A 15,638-nucleotide genomic window follows, 5' to 3' on the forward strand; every position below is an offset into this window, starting at 1 on the left:
ACATGATGAGGGAATTTGAAATTGAAAGACAATATGGTATTAAAATAGAAAGTATACGTCCCAACAAGGGAGTATATTTGCTAAAGACGGATGATGGAGCTAAATGTCTAAAGAAAATCAATTATGGAACACAAAAACTTTTGTTTGTATATGGAGCTAAAGAACATCTTGTAAATAATGGATTTGATAAGTTGGACAGATATTTTTTAAATACTGAAGGAAATCCTTATGCCTTAGTTAATGAAGATATTTATACACTATCCTCATGGATAGATGGTCGTGAATGTGATTTCCACGATGAGGAGGATTTAACTTTCGCAGCGAAACAGTTAGCATATATGCATATTGCATCTAAGGGATATGAACCACCAGAAAATAGTAAGCTAAAAACGGATCTTGGAAGATGGCCTCATTTAATGGAAAAAAGAATAAAGTCCTTTGATAAAATGAAAGACATGATTAGAAAAAAGAAGAATTTAAAAACTGATTTTGATATTAATTATATTAAGAGTGTGGATGCTCAAAAAGAACTCGGAAAAAGAGCTATGGCAATACTCGATGATTCCATGTACTTCGATATATGCAGGCAAACGGAAGAAGAAAAAGGGTTTTGCCACCATGATTATACACATCACAATATTATTTTTGATAAAAATAATGATGTCAACATAATTGACTTTGATTACTGCAAAAGAGAAGTGAAAGCATTTGATTTATCTAATTTTTTAATTAAAGTGCTTAAAAAGCAGGATTGGGACATAAAATATGCTGAAATAATACTCCAGGCATATAGTAGTGTAAATCCTCTGTTAGAAGAAGAGTATAGGCTTATATATGCATTTTTGGTATTTCCACAACGTTACTGGAGGCTTTGTAATAGATATTATTATAATGAAGTTACCTGGATTCAAAATACCTTTAACAAGAAGATGGAGGAGTTAATTTCTGAAAAAGAAAAGTGTATGGCATTTATTGAAGAATATAAGAAAGTCTTCAATCAAAAGTAGTACATTTAGCATTATGTAATAATGTCATGTAAATAAATTATTTACATGGCATTATTATTTTATGAAAGAAAAATTGACAAATAGTATAAGGTATTATACAATCACATTTAATAGTATAGATTGCCATTTAAGGTAAATAATAAAAAAATAACGCAAGGGGGAATATACATGTACACCTATTCTTCAAAATTAAAAAGCAATAAGGAAATACGTCGAGAAGCAAGGGAAAATTTGTCAGGTAATTGGATTGTAGCTATATTAGTCTGTATGTTAGCCTGGGTTTTAACAGAAATGCTTACACAGGATCCTCAGATTAAAGAAAGAGTAACTGGTGTTATTAATAATCCTATACATGGAATATTTGAATATTGGACGACAAGAAATAACGGGGATATTCAGAAATTAGGAATACTTATATCAATAATTATAGGAGGTCCCATATCTTTTGGGGTTTCAAGATTTTTTCTAAATTTAATACGTAATACTAATCCTAAAGTTCAAGATGTTTTTATGGGTTTTAAATATTTTTTTGAAACATTTTTGTTGAATTTATTAATGGGTATATTTATATTGCTATGGACTTTACTGCTTATAATACCTGGAATAGTTGTTAGCTTAAGTTATGCAATGGCATACTATATATTAATAGACAATCCGGAATTGAGCGCTATGGATGCTATAAACCGTAGCAAAGATATGATGGATGGACAAAAAGGGAAGCTATTTAGTTTATATTTAAGCTTTTTAGGGTGGTTTATATTTTGTTTGTTAACTTTAGGCATAGGGTTTATATGGCTTAAACCCTATTTACAAACATCCTTAGCAGGTTTTTATCAAGATTTAAAGGATGCTTCTAATGATAATTCAGAATATGCAGGTACTGGTGAAAACTATAAGTTAAATAGTATCGAATAGATTCAATAAAAGTTTCTCCGGTAGTTTAATAAATGGAGAAATTTTTTTTAACTTTCACCTATTAACTATATTTTCATAATATATATTACAAGCTTAATATGGAGATGATATTGTGAAAATAGGGGATATTGTAGTAAGAAAATCATATGGTGGAGACATTACATTTAAAATAATAGACATTATGTTTGTAAATAATGCGGATGTGTATTTACTTAAGGGAATAAATTTAAGAATTGAAGCAGATTCTTTAAGTGAAGATTTACAATTAGTATCAGAAGACAACGTTGGTGAAATTGATAAGGTCTTTAATAAAAAAGTAAATGCAACTATTAAAAAAATATTAATGAGCAGGATTAAAGGGGCTAGAGGATCGGCTATAGATATTAACGGGAAAATTAAAGATCTGCAGTTAAAACAAGAAAAATACAAGGAATACAAAGAATATAAAAATAAAGAAATGGTCTTTGGGAGACCAGGGAAAATACTACATGTTGATGGGGATGCAGAATATCTAGAGGTTTGCCTAAAAACATATAAGCAGTTGTCTTTAAACGCTGTAGGAAGAGTAATATCAGAAAAGAACCAGCCAAATGAAATAGTAAATTTAGTAAAAGAAATTAAACCAGATATAGTAGTAATTACGGGCCATGATGGTATGATAAAGGGAGTAACTGATTATATAAATTTAAATAGTTACAGAAATTCAAAGTATTTTGTAGAGTCTGTTATAGCTCTTAGATCTTATAATAGTAACTATGATGATTTAGTTATATTTGCAGGAGCATGTCAATCTTGTTATGAGTCAATTTTAGATGCGGGTGCTAATTTTGCTTCATCTCCGAATCGTGTCTTAATTCATTGCTTGGATCCTGTTCTAGTAGCTGAGAAGATAGCATATACAAATATAGAAAATGTTGTAGCCATAGAAGACGTTATACAGAACACTATAACAGGACTAAAAGGTATAGGAGGATTACAAACTAGAGGTAAGTATAGAGAGGGATTTCCTAAGTCTCAGTATATTTAGATAGCAATAAATCTTAAAATAATATATGTATATTATTTTAAGTACCTAAATGGTCTCCCATATTTTGTATGGGAGCTTTGTTTATAAAACTGAATATATATATAATTAAAGGAGATACTAGAAAGATTAGTATTTAAAATATATTAGTATCTTATAATGTTAAGCTCCATAAAACAGAGAAAACTCAATTCTCTGTAGAATAATCTATAAAGGTGTACTTTGTTAACATATAATTAACATTGACAAAATTGTTATATTAGTGATAAAATAATAAGTTTGCTTGACAAATATAAAAATACCCTGTATAATATAAGATGTGGAGAGAAGGTGTTTACTTGGAACAGATAAATGTATTGACTTCAATAAAAGATGAAATTGAAAGTCATGTAGGCGAAAGAGTAACATTAAAAGCTAATGGTGGAAGACGAAAAATTCTTGTAGATAATGGAGTTATTGAAAAGACATATGCAAGTATTTTTGTTATTAGATTAGAAAATGACACCCACAGAACCGTGACATACAGTTATTCAGATGTTTTGACAAAAACAGTTCAAATAGTTTTTGCAGGATAAAACGATACTGTACCTTGGTATCGTTTTTTACAATTATAAATTAGCCTGGCACATATTATATAGAATATATTTCGTTATTAATAATGGAATATATTTTACATGATATGTGCTTTTTTTTATTTAAATGTAAAATTATGATGAATTTTGAAATACGAATAAAAACATTGAATATCATATTTTATTCACTACTTCTATATATATATTATAGTAGGTATTTTAAGAGGGTAACAATTCATAAGTGTTGCCACAATAGAAATATGAGGAGGCATAGCATGGAGATAAATTTAATAAGAGAAAATATAGAGTATGAACAACTGCTAGGAGAAAATACTGCTGATACAGTAGTAAAAGAAGAATATGTAATACCAGATACTCATCCAGACGTTAGAGAAATTCTTATGTTAGACGTTAAAGCCATTATAAATTCTAAAGAAATAATTGAAGATAAGGTATACTTAGAAGGGCAACTTCAATATAATGTACTTTATATTTCAAAAGATCAAGAACGTAGTGATGTGGAAAATGTAGTATATAGTTCCAAATTTTCAAATACAATAGATTTAATGGGTGCGAGGCCTGAAATGCTTTGTGATGCTGAGTGTTTTGTAGAACATATGGAGTGTAGGATAGTTAATGAGAGAAAAATATGTCTAGAAGGTATTTTGAAGTTAAAATCTGAAGTGTATAAAAGTTTTAGTTTTCAAATAGTTAAAGATATTGAAGCTGTAAAGGATGTTCAATATTTAAAAAATCCAGCCAGCATAGATAAAGTTACAAAGAGTTTTAATGGAGAGCTTATTGGTAAAGCAAATATAAAAGTTCCAAATGATAAACCGGAAATTGTTAAAGTTATAAAATGTGATGTTAATGTTCACAAAAAAGAAGTAAAACTGTATGATGGAAAAATTCAAATTAATGCTTTTGCATGTATTAATATAATGTATAAGGGAAGAGATAGTAGGGAATTATTTTATATTGAGCAGGAAGTTATGCTAAATAAAGAGCTGGATTTCCAAGATGTAAGCCCTTATATGGAAAATTATACAGACTTTAGGGTGGATGCTATGGGATTTGACATTAAGGAAGATGATTTAGGAGAAAAAAGGATTATTGATGTAGAGTTTTTGATAAAAACTAATACCAGGGCTGTGCACAAAGAAGAAGTGGATATGATTGAAGATGTTTATTCACCAACTACAAAGCTTGAGATGGATAAAAAAGATTATGGACTTAATGTAATGCAAGGGCAATTATTAACTGAGACCTTAGTTAAGGGAGATATAGAATTAAATAATACTATGGCAAAACCAAGCAAGGTTATTATGTGTAATGCTAGCGTTTGTGTAACAGACAAAAAAGTCATTGAGGATAAGGTTATAATTGAGGGTATAATGAATGTAACCGTATTATATAGAAGCGATGATGAAGAAAAATACCTTTCTTCGGTTTCTGAGGAGATTCCGTTTACCTGTGGGGCTGAGATATTAGGAACTAAGATAAATATGAGCAGTGTGTGTAAGGTTTCTCTAGAAAATATAAATGCAGATATTGAGGTTGGAAATATAGCAATTAGAGCTGTAGTTAAAGTATATGCAAGAGTAAATTACATGGTGCAAAAGAAATTTTTAGTTGACGTTTATCCAATGGAGGGAGAAGTGCCTAAGAAAAAAGCTAGTATTACCATTTATGTAGTTCAATCTGGGGACACCTTATGGAAAATTGCTAAAAAATATAATACTACAATGCAAGAAGTTGCAAGAGTTAACGGGATAGAAGATCCTAATGTTATAAAAGTTTCACAAAAACTTATGATACCAGGTAGAATAATTATATAAACAAATTTTAATAAATAACAAGTCATTATACTAGTATATTTGACTTGTTATTTATTTTACATATGCATTATTTTAAATTATATGTAGCAATATTAAATTTGTTGTAATATACTAATTTCATTAACAAAATTTCACAAGAGAAGGCTAATCTTATATAAGTCTATGAATTCCTAGTGAGGAATAAACAATTATTAATTAATTAAGAGGCTTTAGTGGATTCACAATAAAGAGTTGGAGGAAAATCATGTTAGTAAAAGCTTATGGGAAAATAAATATATCTTTAGATATAGTAGGTAAAAGAGAAGATGGATATCATTTGCTCAAAATGATTATGCAAAATGTAGATTTATATGATTCTATGTCCTTTCAAAAATGCAATAAAGGTATTAATATAAGTTGTAATAAACCTTACATACCTACAGATGAGAAGAATTTAGTATATAAAGCTGCAAAACTTTTTATGGAAACTTATAATATTAGCGAAGGTGTAAATATATATCTCAAGAAAAATATTCCAGTCGCTGCTGGTATGGCAGGTGGGAGTACAGATGCAGCGGCTGTTTTTAAAACATTGAAAGAGTTATTCGAAATGGATATAGACGACAATGAACTTATGAATTTAGGGGTAAAAATAGGCGCAGACGTCCCTTATTGTATAATAGGGGGGACTGCACTGTGCGAAGGTATAGGAGATATTATTACTCCACTCGCCCCTTTTAAAAATCAAATTTTAGTGTTAGTTAAGCCTAATTTTGGGGTATCAACTAAAGAGGTTTACAAAAACTTAGATATTAGTAAAATCTTTAAGCATCCAGATACAGAGGCCTTAATAAAAGCTATGGAAGAAGAAAAATTACAAGATGTATGCAACAATATGAAAAATTTACTTGAAAATGTTACCCTAAGAAAATATCCAGTTCTCAAAAGAATAAAAGAAGATATGATTAGAATGGGGGCAATGGGTGCAATGATGAGTGGAAGTGGACCTACAATATTTGCTTTTTTTGATGATATGTTAAAAGCTCAAAGATGTTATGATAAATTTAAAGCTCAATATAAAGAAGTATATATAACAAGAACCATTTAGAATTAATTTTATAGTGAAATATAAGAACGTGGAAAAGCCTTTGTGGTTTTTTCACGTTTTTATGTGGTTAGACCAGTATGGGCGAACAATAAGCTAGATTTAAATAACAAGACAGTGTATTAGTATATTGTCTTGTTATTTATTTTCCGTGACTAAGTGAATATTTTCTGCAAGTGTCGTTAAAACTAGTTTAAACAAAGTAAAAGTAGCTTGCTTACATATAAAGTTTTATAATTTATTTTTTTGCTAATTATACTAAAAGAGGGAGAAAAATAATGAGAATCTTAAACTTATTTGATGTATATTTTTTAATAATGATGGTGTTACAAGGTTCAGTTGTACTTTCTGTGGATGCAAGAAATTTTAAAAAATCTGGTGATGATATTACCAGTAAAAAAGCACGTACCTTAGGCTTACTCGCAATTATCATAGCTATAATTCTATTTACACTGAGGTTCATATTTTAATTTATGTGAATTTATACATATATATAAGGAGGTGAAGCAATATGAAAGAGATGATTGATGATGAAATTCAGCTTGAAGCTGAAAAAAACATAGAGTATTTAAAAGAACTTTTGAAGGATAACTCTGATGTGATTTTTAGAACTTTCAATGTGGGAGATTGGAAGGCAGCTATAGTTTATATTGATGGAATGGCAGATAAACTTCTATTAGACCACTATGTTTTAGAACCATTAATGTTATGTTCAAAGGGAATAGAAAAAACCAAGCAAATAAAAGACAATATACTTTCAGTTACTGATATGCACGAAGTCAAAAAATTAAGTGAAGGAGTTAATGCAGCACTTTCCGGGGATACATTAATGTTTATAGATGAGTTAAATTGTGCCTATGTTATTGCAACGCGTTTTTGGCCCGCTCGGGGGGTAGGTGATCCATCTGGTGAAACTGTAATTAGAGGAGCACGAGATGGATTTACAGAAACTGTAAGATTTAATACTGCTTTAATAAGAAGACGAATTAGAGATACCAGGTTAAGAGTTAAACCTAAAGCTATAGGAGCTAGATCAAAAACCGACGTAGCCATTATGTATATTGACGATATAGTAAATAAAGAAGTACTAGAAGAGTTAAATCGTAGGGTAGATAAAATAAACATTGATGCAGTTTTTGATTCTGCCTATATTGAGCAGCTAATAGAGGATAATAAATATTCTCCCTTTCCTCAAATACAAAGTACAGAGAGGCCAGATGTAGTAGCGGCAGCGCTGTACGAAGGTAGGGTAGCGCTAGTTGTAGATAATTCTCCCTTTGTAATTATTGTCCCAACTACTTTACCTAATTTATTTCAATCTCCAGATGATTATTACCAAAGGTGGATGCATAGCTCTATGGTTAGATTTATTAGGATGCTTTCTATATTTACATCTCTTATGGCACCGGCACTTTATGTAGCAATTACCTCTTTTCATACAGATATAATACCTACTAAATTAGCCTATGCTATAGCAGCTTCTAGAGAAGGAGTGCCATTTCCTGCATTTGTAGAAGCTATAATTATGGAATTATTTTTAGCTCTTCTTATGGAGGCTGTGGTTAGATTACCAAAGCCTATTGGAGCGACTATTGGTATTGTAGGAGGACTTGTTATAGGTCAATCTGCAGTGAGTGCAGGAATAGCTAGTCCCATTATGATAATTATTGTGGCAATTACTGCTATTACTACATTTGTAACTCCTAATTATGAAGTTACTGCGGCTTTTAGACTTGTACGAATTCTCCTTATTATCGCTTCGGCAATTGTAGGCTTTTATGGGATAGTGATGGGGCTCATTATACTTCTCATTCATTTAGTTAGAATGAAGAGTTTTGGAATACCTTATTTAGCACCAACAGTAGATACGAGTATTGCGGATTTAAAAGATATGTATATTAGGGCACCAATATCCAAGCTAAAAGAAAGGCCTAAATATATGAAAACGGGAGATAAGATAAGACAAAAATAATTTGTATCATCTTTTATGTGGAGGTGAAGTATTATGAAAGATAAAAAAATAATTGGAGATTTCGCTTTATTTACTACTGTAGTGGTGGCAATGGTAGGTATAGGGATATTTTCTTGCCCAAAGGAAGTCACAGATAAAGTAGGTAGTGACGCCTGGATAGTTATTTTAACCTCAGGAATAGTAATTTTTTTATTACTATATCTTATATACCTGGTTATGAAAAAAAATGATTTTGAAGATCTTACAAACATATTGCAGAATAATTTTGGTAGATTCCTTGGAGGAGCATTTGCTATTATTTTTGCGATTTATAGTATATTTATTGTGTCTCTTGGGATGAGGGAATTTGTTGAAGTAATTAGACTATTTTTATTAAGGCAGACACCTTCAGAATTTATTTTAATTACCACGATTTTAGCAGGTACCTATTTAGTTAGAGGCGAAATAGGTGATTTAGTTAAGTTTAATGAAATTTCCTTCTGGATTATTTTCCTCCCAACTTTTGTAGTGTTCATACTTATCGCTATAAATGCGGACTTTACAAATTTATTACCAGTACTTAACAATAAACCTTCCAATTACTTTAGTGCTTCTAGATATGCAATATTCTGTTTTGGGGGATTTGAGATAGCCTATCTTATTCTTCCTTACGTTAAGAATAAGAAAAATTCACTCCGTATCCTAAGAAAGGGTATTATGTTCGTATCGATTTTTTATGCAATTGTAATGATACTTGTTTTAGCTATTTTATCTAAAGCACAGAGTAGAATTTTATTATGGCCAACTATTTCTATGATCAGATCTTTATATATACCAGGAACATTTATAGAGCGTTGGGAAGGAATAGTAATGGCGCTTTGGATACTTTTTTATTTCACTACCTTTATTAACACATACTTCTTTTCCAGTGAGATTGTAAAAAACGTATTTAAATTGAAAGATATTAAAATATCTTCACTTTTAATTATGCCTATTATTTATGTCGTAGCATTATATCCAGAAAATATAGCAGAAGTTTATACATTGCAATACAAAACCACTCCAATTATATACACTTCTATATTTGTTTTTGTGATTTTACCCATACTTATACTGCTCATGGGCAAAATTAAAGGTAAAGGGAGGTGGAAAAGTACAGATGAAATTTAAGATGGCTTTACCCATTATCCTAAGCTGCGTTTTACTTAGCGGATGTTGGGATAAAGTAGAAATAGATAGGCTCAATTTCATATCTACTATAGCTATTGACCCAGGACAAGATATTGGTAAAGAAAAGGAATTAAAAAGCATTAACCCAAAAGAGCCCTTTGCTGAGGGGCAGATTAAAAAAATCAATGTAACTTATGGATTTCCAGATATGAGTATGCTAGGGGCTGGAAAAGGTGGAAGTGCACAGGAGAAATATATTAATACGCAGGCTTACTCTATGGAAGATGCATCATCAGAAGCTATGGCTAAAAGCAGTAGAGATATATATATGGGTCATACTAAGTTACTTATATTAAGTAGTAATTTATTAGAATACAAAGATACTGTAAAAGAGGTAGTAGATTATCTGCAAAGAAATCCTAATATAAATAGGATGATGGATATTGTTGTCTCAGACGGCAAAGCTGAAGACTATATAAAATTCAAACCTATGACAGAAAACAGTACCCAATATTATATATCTGGACTTATGGCTAATAGTAAAAGAAACTCAAGGATTATGAGCATAAATTTAAATGAGTTCCTTATTCTTTTAAGTGAAAATGGGAATGCATTATTACCTAGAATAACTTTAGAAAAGGAAAAAAATGAATTGATTTTAACTGGTGCGGCTATAATTAACAACTATGAATTAAAAGGATATTTTAATCCCTTAGAACTAATGGACATACAACTTCTAAGTGGTAAATTTAACACTGGCAAAAAAGTTATTTACATTGATGGTCATCCTGTTGATTATGTAATCAATGGGTATGAAAGGAAAATGAGGGTGGAGGAAGAAGGAGATAAGTTAGTCATTAATATTGATTTAGGACTTGAGGGTCAGATAAATGGGTATTATGTAGATAAAAAAATACTGGGAAAAGAGGAATTGCAAAGGCTACAGAATACTTTTAATGACTCCATTAGTGTAGAGTGTGAAAAAATTATGAAGGTTGCTAAAGAGGAATTTGAAATAGATCCCTTTGGCGTACGGGAGCATATTGAAAAGTTTAAACCTTCTTTATGGAATAAGATAGAAAAGGATTGGAAGGGGAGATATAAAAATGCAATAGTCAAGGTTAATGTTAATACTGAAATAAGAAGAATCGGAGCGGTTCAGTGAATATAATTACATAATGTGGTAATAATTCTAATATAAATATTTTATACAGGGGGGATAACCATGAAAAAATTTATATTAACAAGCATTACCATAATTATTATAATATCAATATTTTTAAGTGGAAGTAACGTAGCTACGAAAGCTACTCAAAGCGATATTGCTGGTAAACTTATAAGGTTTCACGTAATTGCTAATAGTGATGATAAAATAGATCAAGGGTTAAAATTAAAAGTAAGGGATTCTGTTTTAAAATATATATCACCAAAACTTGTGGATTGCAAAAATATAGAACAATCAAGAAAAATTATAAATAATGAAGATGAAAATATTAAAAAAATTGCTCAAGGCGTTATAAATAAAAATGGTTTCAAATATTCAGTAGCTACAACTTTGTCACAGGAAAATTTTCCAATTAAAACTTATGGAAATATAACGCTGCCTCAAGGAAAATATGAGGCTTATAGAATAATTATTGGAAGCGGTAGCGGTCAAAACTGGTGGTGCGTTATGTTTCCGCCATTATGTTTTGTAGATATTACAAAAGGAAATGTATCTTATGATAAAACTGAGAGTGAAATGAAACAAGTATTATCAGATGATGAATATAACTTGGTGAATAATACTGCAAGTAATAATAAAATAGTTGCGAAATTTAAATTAGTAGAAATTTTTGATAAATTATTTAGTTGAATAAAATATATAGAAAACTACTGCTAGATACCAAGTCGTAATTGGTGTTTACTAGTGAGGAATTCCAGGAGGAAAATATATGAAAATGCTAAAGAAAAGAATATTGTATACAAGTGCGGTAACTATAATTGTTGTATTTTCAACTACTTTTGCTATACTAATGTTTTTAGAGAGGCTAGATTATAGAAATTATCTTCAAGGACAGTATAGTAAAAATATGTATGAACTTATTAGCTCTGTACAAAACATAAGAGTAAATCTAGGTAAAGCTGCTATTGTTGGTTCTAGAGAACAAAGTATAGTAGTTTTTGAAGAAATTTTTAGACACTCGGATACTGCAAACGATAAATTGCATTCCTTGCCAATAGAACAATCAGTTGTTGGCGACACTAGTAAATTTTTAACTCAAGTAGGGGATTTCTGCTATAGTTTAGCAAAGGCAACATCAGAAGGAAAGGACTTGAGTGCTAAGCAATATGAGTTAATTGACCAATTAGAAATGCAATCATATACACTTCAGGAGCAATTAAATTCAGTGCTATCTGATATAAATGAGGGTAAAGTGAAATGGGGAGAGATTAGAAAAAAAAGTACTTCCGTATTTGCAAAAGTAGGGGATGACCTTGTGAATGAGAAATTCAAGGGAATACAAAAACAAGTAGTTCAATATCCAGCATTAATTTATGATGGGCCTTTTTCTGATAATACCTTAGAAATAAAGCCTAAGATAATATCTCAAAAAGAGGTAAGTCAAAGTGATGCAGTTAAAACAATAAAAAATATATTTGGCGAAGATAAAATAGAAAGCATAGAAAATAAACAAGTACAAGGGAAAACTAAAATACCCTCCTACACCTTTCACGTAACATTTAAAGGGAGAGCTAAAGGGGAGCCTAAAACAGTAATAGAAGTAAGTAAAAATGGAAGTAGAATATTATATTTGTTAGATAATAGGTCTATAGGAAAGGCAACAATAGATATTAAAAAGGCAATAAAGGGTGGAAGTGAATTTATTGGAAAAATAGGATATAAAAATATGGAACCTACGTATACCTTAAATTATGAAAACACAGCAGTAGTAAGCTATGTATATAAACAAGGAGAAGTGGCTATTTATCCAGATCAAGTAAAGCTTAAGATTGCACTAGATGATGGTAGTATTATAGGAATTGAATCTGAAAAATTTTTGGTATCTCATGTTGAAAAGAGACAAATAAATGTGCCAAAAATAACTGCGGTAAAAGCGCAGGAAAGAGTTGGAAAGCGTCTGAAAATAAGTAAAATAAGCTTAGCTATTATACCTACTGAAATGAATAAAGAGGTTTTGTGCTATGAATTTTTAGGCTCATATAAGGAGAAAAACTTTATAGTATATATTAATGCTGATACTGGGTATGAGCAAAGAATAATGGAAATAATAGATACTCCTAATGGAAAATTAACTATTTAGCCGTAAGGGCTAAGACATTGCAAAGGCTACCTTACGTAAGAGAGGATATATTGCATTAAGTGCACATATATCCTCTTTTCTATTGAATTATTTTAGATTTACCATTATAATTTGTAGTGGTGTCATTATGGAGGCTGTTTAAAATTGAGAAATAAATTTTAGAAATTAAAATACAAAGTAATATAAATGATATAATATGATGATAAATTTATTTAGTAAACTTATGTTTTTATTATTCATAAACTAGTTATTATGGTTGTGAGGAGAGATGAAAAATGAAAAAGAAAATAGCGGTATTATTTGGTGGACAGTCCACTGAACACGAGGTTTCTAGAGCATCAGCAACATCAGTATTGAAAAACATTGATCAAACAAAATATGATATATACCCTATTGGAATAACTAAGGATGGGTTATGGTTTCAATATACCGGAAAATTAGATAATATAGAAAGCGGAGAATGGGAAAAGGACCAATTTTTTAAAGTGCCACAGGGGCAAAAGTTTTTATTTAATAAAGAAGTAGATGTAGTTTTTCCGTTATTGCATGGACTCTTTGGAGAAGATGGTACAATTCAAGGTATGTGTAAATTATTAAATATTCCTTGTGTGGGTCCTGGGGTAATGTCTTCTGCTATTTGCATGGATAAAATATATACAAAATACTTATTGGAAAACTTTAATATAAAGCAAGCTGATTATGTGGTAATTAATACCCATGAATATGCTGAAAATAAAGATATATTAGTAGAAACAATAGAAAAAAAATTGGGCTATTGCGTATTTATTAAACCAGCTAATGGCGGCTCATCTGTTGGTATAACAAAAGCACATAATAGAGAGGAACTAATACTCGGATTAGAAGAAGCGCTAAAATACGATAGAAAAGTTTTAGTTGAACAGGCTATAAATGCTAGGGAAATTGAGGTGGCTGTACTGGGAAATGATTATCCAGAAGCATCTATGCCAGGAGAAGTAATCCCAGCCAAAGAATTTTATGATTATGAAGCTAAATATAAAAGTGAAGCATCTAAACTTTTAATACCGGCAGCACTTAGTGAAGCTAAGCTACAAACAATTAGAGAAGAGGCCGTGAAAATTTATACAATACTAGATTGCGCCGGCATGGCAAGAGTGGATTTTCTAGTAGATAAAGAAACGGAAGAGGTTTATCTAAATGAAGTTAATACTATACCGGGTTTTACTAAAATAAGTATGTACCCTAAAATGTGGCAAGCTACAGGAAAAACTTATGGGAAACTTATTGATGAACTTATTGAGCTGGCTATAGAAAGAAATAATAAATAATATTTTTATAAAATCTAATGATTAGAGGAGGAGTTTTATGACAACAGCTTTAGCTATGGTTTCTGGAGGTCTGGATAGTATACTCGCAGCAAAACTTGTAAAAGATCAGGGCATAGAAGTTATAGGAATATGCTTTAAATCATACTTTTTTAATGAGGAAAATGCATTGAAAATTGTTAAACAAATAGATATACCCTTAGTGGTTGTGGACTTTTCAGAAGAACATTTTGAAATGGTAAAGAATCCAAAACATGGACATGGTAAAAATATGAATCCTTGTATCGACTGCCATGCTATGATGATGAGACGTTGTGGAGAACTATTAGAGAAATTTCATGCAGACTTCATCATAACAGGAGAAGTTTTAAATCAAAGACCTATGTCTCAAAATAGGTCAGCTTTAGACATAGTGAAAAATGAATGTGGAATAGGACATAAAATTCTAAGGCCCTTATGTGCTAAGAATTTGAAACCAACTGAAATGGAGTTAGATGGCTTAATAGATAGAGAGGCTCTTTTGGATATAAGTGGAAGGAATAGAAAAGTCCAAATGGAACTAGCGGAAAAGTGGGGTATTAAAGATTATCCATCGCCAGCTGGTGGGTGTAAACTTACGGAACCTAATTATTCTGTAAGACTTAGGGAACTCATAGAGCATAAAGAGGATACTTCTAAAATAGATCTAGACTTGTTAAAAATAGGAAGACATTTTAGGTTATCTAAAGATGCTAAAATTATATCTACGAGAACGCAGGAAGAGGGAGAATTAATAAAACCGCTTTTAAGGCCGGAAGATTTAATATTCCAAACTAGGGATTATAATGGCTCGACTATTGCTATAATTGGTGAAGCAACAAATGAAGACATTGAGTTTGCAGCTAAGATTTCAGGAAGATATTGTAAGGGTAAGGATGAAAAAATTGTATCTGTTAAGTATGGCAAATATGGTAACCCCCTAGATGAATCTATAGAGATAGCGCCAGCAACAGAGGAAGAAATAAATAAATATATTTTAAATTAGTGAGGAGTAAGCTTATGAAGACAAATGCAGTAATTTCAATTGTTAGCAAGCAATCTGACAGTGAAGAAGATGGAGATGCTATTGAAGTAGTGACACCTGGTGAATTTTACAAAAAAGATAATTGTTATTATGCTGTATACGAAGAGACAGAAATTTCAGGGATGAAGGGAACTACTACTACATTAAAAATTGATGAAGAACATTTTACCCTTATTAGAACTGGAACTACGAATACAGAAATGAAATTTAAAAAATATGGAAGAGATCTAACTTTATACAATACGCCCCATGGCGCGTTAGACCTAACTGTAGATACTAGGGAGTTAAAGATGAACGTGGATAATAATGGTGGAGATGTATTTATAGATTATGATATGATAATAGGAAATCAACAAACTTTAAGTACAACTTTAAAAATTAATATTAAAGCATAATAGTAATTAA

Annotated in this window: 15 protein-coding genes; all 15 read left to right on the forward strand. The window is 30.7% G+C overall.

Annotated features, from left to right (window positions below; genetic code table 11):
- Positions 1-2 precede the first annotated feature (2 nt).
- The 15 genes from G9F71_RS01760 to G9F71_RS01830 all read left to right on the forward strand — a co-directional run bounded on the left by G9F71_RS01760 (position 3) and on the right by G9F71_RS01830 (position 15,628).
- Positions 3-1,007: a CotS family spore coat protein gene (locus G9F71_RS01760; protein WP_164950450.1), complete on the forward strand. Its 1,005-nt coding sequence runs from the start codon at positions 3-5 to the stop codon at positions 1,005-1,007.
- 168 nt (positions 1,008-1,175) lie between these two features.
- Positions 1,176-1,922 (forward strand): DUF975 family protein, encoded by a 747-nt coding sequence (locus G9F71_RS01765; RefSeq protein WP_164950384.1) that lies wholly within the window; start codon positions 1,176-1,178, stop codon positions 1,920-1,922.
- A 112-nt stretch (positions 1,923-2,034) separates the two neighbouring features.
- Entirely contained in the window at positions 2,035-2,949 is a 915-nt protein-coding gene (yabG, locus tag G9F71_RS01770) for a sporulation peptidase YabG (protein ID WP_164950385.1), read from the forward strand.
- 314 nt (positions 2,950-3,263) lie between these two features.
- On the forward strand, positions 3,264-3,521 hold the full coding sequence (locus G9F71_RS01775; RefSeq protein ID WP_124997047.1) for a Veg family protein: 258 nt from the start codon (positions 3,264-3,266) through the stop codon (positions 3,519-3,521).
- A gap of 272 nt (positions 3,522-3,793) precedes the next feature.
- Entirely contained in the window at positions 3,794-5,356 is a 1,563-nt protein-coding gene (locus G9F71_RS01780) for an SPOCS domain-containing protein (RefSeq protein WP_164950386.1), read from the forward strand.
- 244 nt (positions 5,357-5,600) lie between these two features.
- On the forward strand, positions 5,601-6,443 hold the full coding sequence (gene ispE, locus G9F71_RS01785; protein WP_164950387.1) for a 4-(cytidine 5'-diphospho)-2-C-methyl-D-erythritol kinase: 843 nt from the start codon (positions 5,601-5,603) through the stop codon (positions 6,441-6,443).
- A 275-nt stretch (positions 6,444-6,718) separates the two neighbouring features.
- Positions 6,719-6,910: a CLC_0170 family protein gene (locus G9F71_RS01790; RefSeq protein ID WP_124997053.1), complete on the forward strand. Its 192-nt coding sequence runs from the start codon at positions 6,719-6,721 to the stop codon at positions 6,908-6,910.
- Positions 6,911-6,951: 41 nt separating this feature from the next.
- Positions 6,952-8,412 carry a spore germination protein gene (locus G9F71_RS01795; protein ID WP_164950388.1) on the forward strand — a complete coding sequence of 487 codons (1,461 nt, stop codon included), beginning with the start codon at positions 6,952-6,954 and terminating at the stop codon, positions 8,410-8,412.
- A 33-nt stretch (positions 8,413-8,445) separates the two neighbouring features.
- Positions 8,446-9,561, forward strand: a complete 1,116-nt coding sequence (locus G9F71_RS01800; RefSeq protein WP_164950389.1) for a GerAB/ArcD/ProY family transporter — start codon at positions 8,446-8,448, stop codon at positions 9,559-9,561.
- Complete coding sequence (locus G9F71_RS01805; protein ID WP_164950390.1) at positions 9,551-10,726, forward strand: Ger(x)C family spore germination protein; 1,176 nt, start codon at positions 9,551-9,553, stop codon at positions 10,724-10,726. The genes G9F71_RS01800 and G9F71_RS01805 overlap by 11 nt, the downstream gene beginning before the upstream one ends.
- A gap of 60 nt (positions 10,727-10,786) precedes the next feature.
- A complete protein-coding gene (gene spoIIR, locus G9F71_RS01810) occupies positions 10,787-11,416 on the forward strand; it encodes a stage II sporulation protein R (RefSeq protein ID WP_164950391.1) in 630 nt (209 codons plus the stop codon).
- A 79-nt stretch (positions 11,417-11,495) separates the two neighbouring features.
- The gene (gene ypeB / locus G9F71_RS01815) at positions 11,496-12,866 is read left to right on the forward strand and encodes a germination protein YpeB (protein WP_164950392.1); all 1,371 of its coding nucleotides are present in this window, start codon (positions 11,496-11,498) and stop codon (positions 12,864-12,866) included.
- A 275-nt stretch (positions 12,867-13,141) separates the two neighbouring features.
- Positions 13,142-14,173, forward strand: a complete 1,032-nt coding sequence (locus G9F71_RS01820) for a D-alanine--D-alanine ligase family protein (RefSeq protein WP_124997065.1) — start codon at positions 13,142-13,144, stop codon at positions 14,171-14,173.
- Positions 14,174-14,210: 37 nt separating this feature from the next.
- Complete coding sequence (locus G9F71_RS01825) at positions 14,211-15,194, forward strand: tRNA 4-thiouridine(8) synthase ThiI (protein WP_164950393.1); 984 nt, start codon at positions 14,211-14,213, stop codon at positions 15,192-15,194.
- 14 nt (positions 15,195-15,208) lie between these two features.
- Positions 15,209-15,628, forward strand: coding sequence for a DUF1934 domain-containing protein (locus tag G9F71_RS01830; RefSeq protein WP_164950394.1), 420 nt, complete (start codon positions 15,209-15,211; stop codon positions 15,626-15,628).
- Positions 15,629-15,638 lie beyond the last annotated feature (10 nt).

The organism is Clostridium sp. FP2 (genome assembly GCF_011065955.2).
Taxonomy (GTDB): Bacteria; Bacillota; Clostridia; order Clostridiales; family Clostridiaceae; genus Clostridium_AD; species Clostridium_AD tagluense.

Bases quoted from the DNA above. Each gene is read 5' to 3' on its own strand.
- G9F71_RS01760 (WP_164950450.1), top strand. From the start codon at position 3: ATGATGAGGGAATTTGAAATTGAAAGACAATATGGTATTAAAATAGAA.
- G9F71_RS01765 (WP_164950384.1), top strand. From the start codon at position 1,176: ATGTACACCTATTCTTCAAAATTAAAAAGCAATAAGGAAATACGTCGA.
- G9F71_RS01775 (WP_124997047.1), top strand. From the start codon at position 3,264: ATGTGGAGAGAAGGTGTTTACTTGGAACAGATAAATGTATTGACTTCA.
- G9F71_RS01780 (WP_164950386.1), top strand. From the start codon at position 3,794: ATGGAGATAAATTTAATAAGAGAAAATATAGAGTATGAACAACTGCTA.
- ispE (WP_164950387.1), top strand. From the start codon at position 5,601: ATGTTAGTAAAAGCTTATGGGAAAATAAATATATCTTTAGATATAGTA.
- G9F71_RS01790 (WP_124997053.1), top strand. From the start codon at position 6,719: ATGAGAATCTTAAACTTATTTGATGTATATTTTTTAATAATGATGGTG.
- G9F71_RS01795 (WP_164950388.1), top strand. From the start codon at position 6,952: ATGAAAGAGATGATTGATGATGAAATTCAGCTTGAAGCTGAAAAAAAC.
- G9F71_RS01800 (WP_164950389.1), top strand. From the start codon at position 8,446: ATGAAAGATAAAAAAATAATTGGAGATTTCGCTTTATTTACTACTGTA.
- G9F71_RS01805 (WP_164950390.1), top strand. From the start codon at position 9,551: ATGAAATTTAAGATGGCTTTACCCATTATCCTAAGCTGCGTTTTACTT.
- spoIIR (WP_164950391.1), top strand. From the start codon at position 10,787: ATGAAAAAATTTATATTAACAAGCATTACCATAATTATTATAATATCA.
- ypeB (WP_164950392.1), top strand. From the start codon at position 11,496: ATGAAAATGCTAAAGAAAAGAATATTGTATACAAGTGCGGTAACTATA.
- G9F71_RS01820 (WP_124997065.1), top strand. From the start codon at position 13,142: ATGAAAAAGAAAATAGCGGTATTATTTGGTGGACAGTCCACTGAACAC.
- G9F71_RS01825 (WP_164950393.1), top strand. From the start codon at position 14,211: ATGACAACAGCTTTAGCTATGGTTTCTGGAGGTCTGGATAGTATACTC.
- G9F71_RS01830 (WP_164950394.1), top strand. From the start codon at position 15,209: ATGAAGACAAATGCAGTAATTTCAATTGTTAGCAAGCAATCTGACAGT.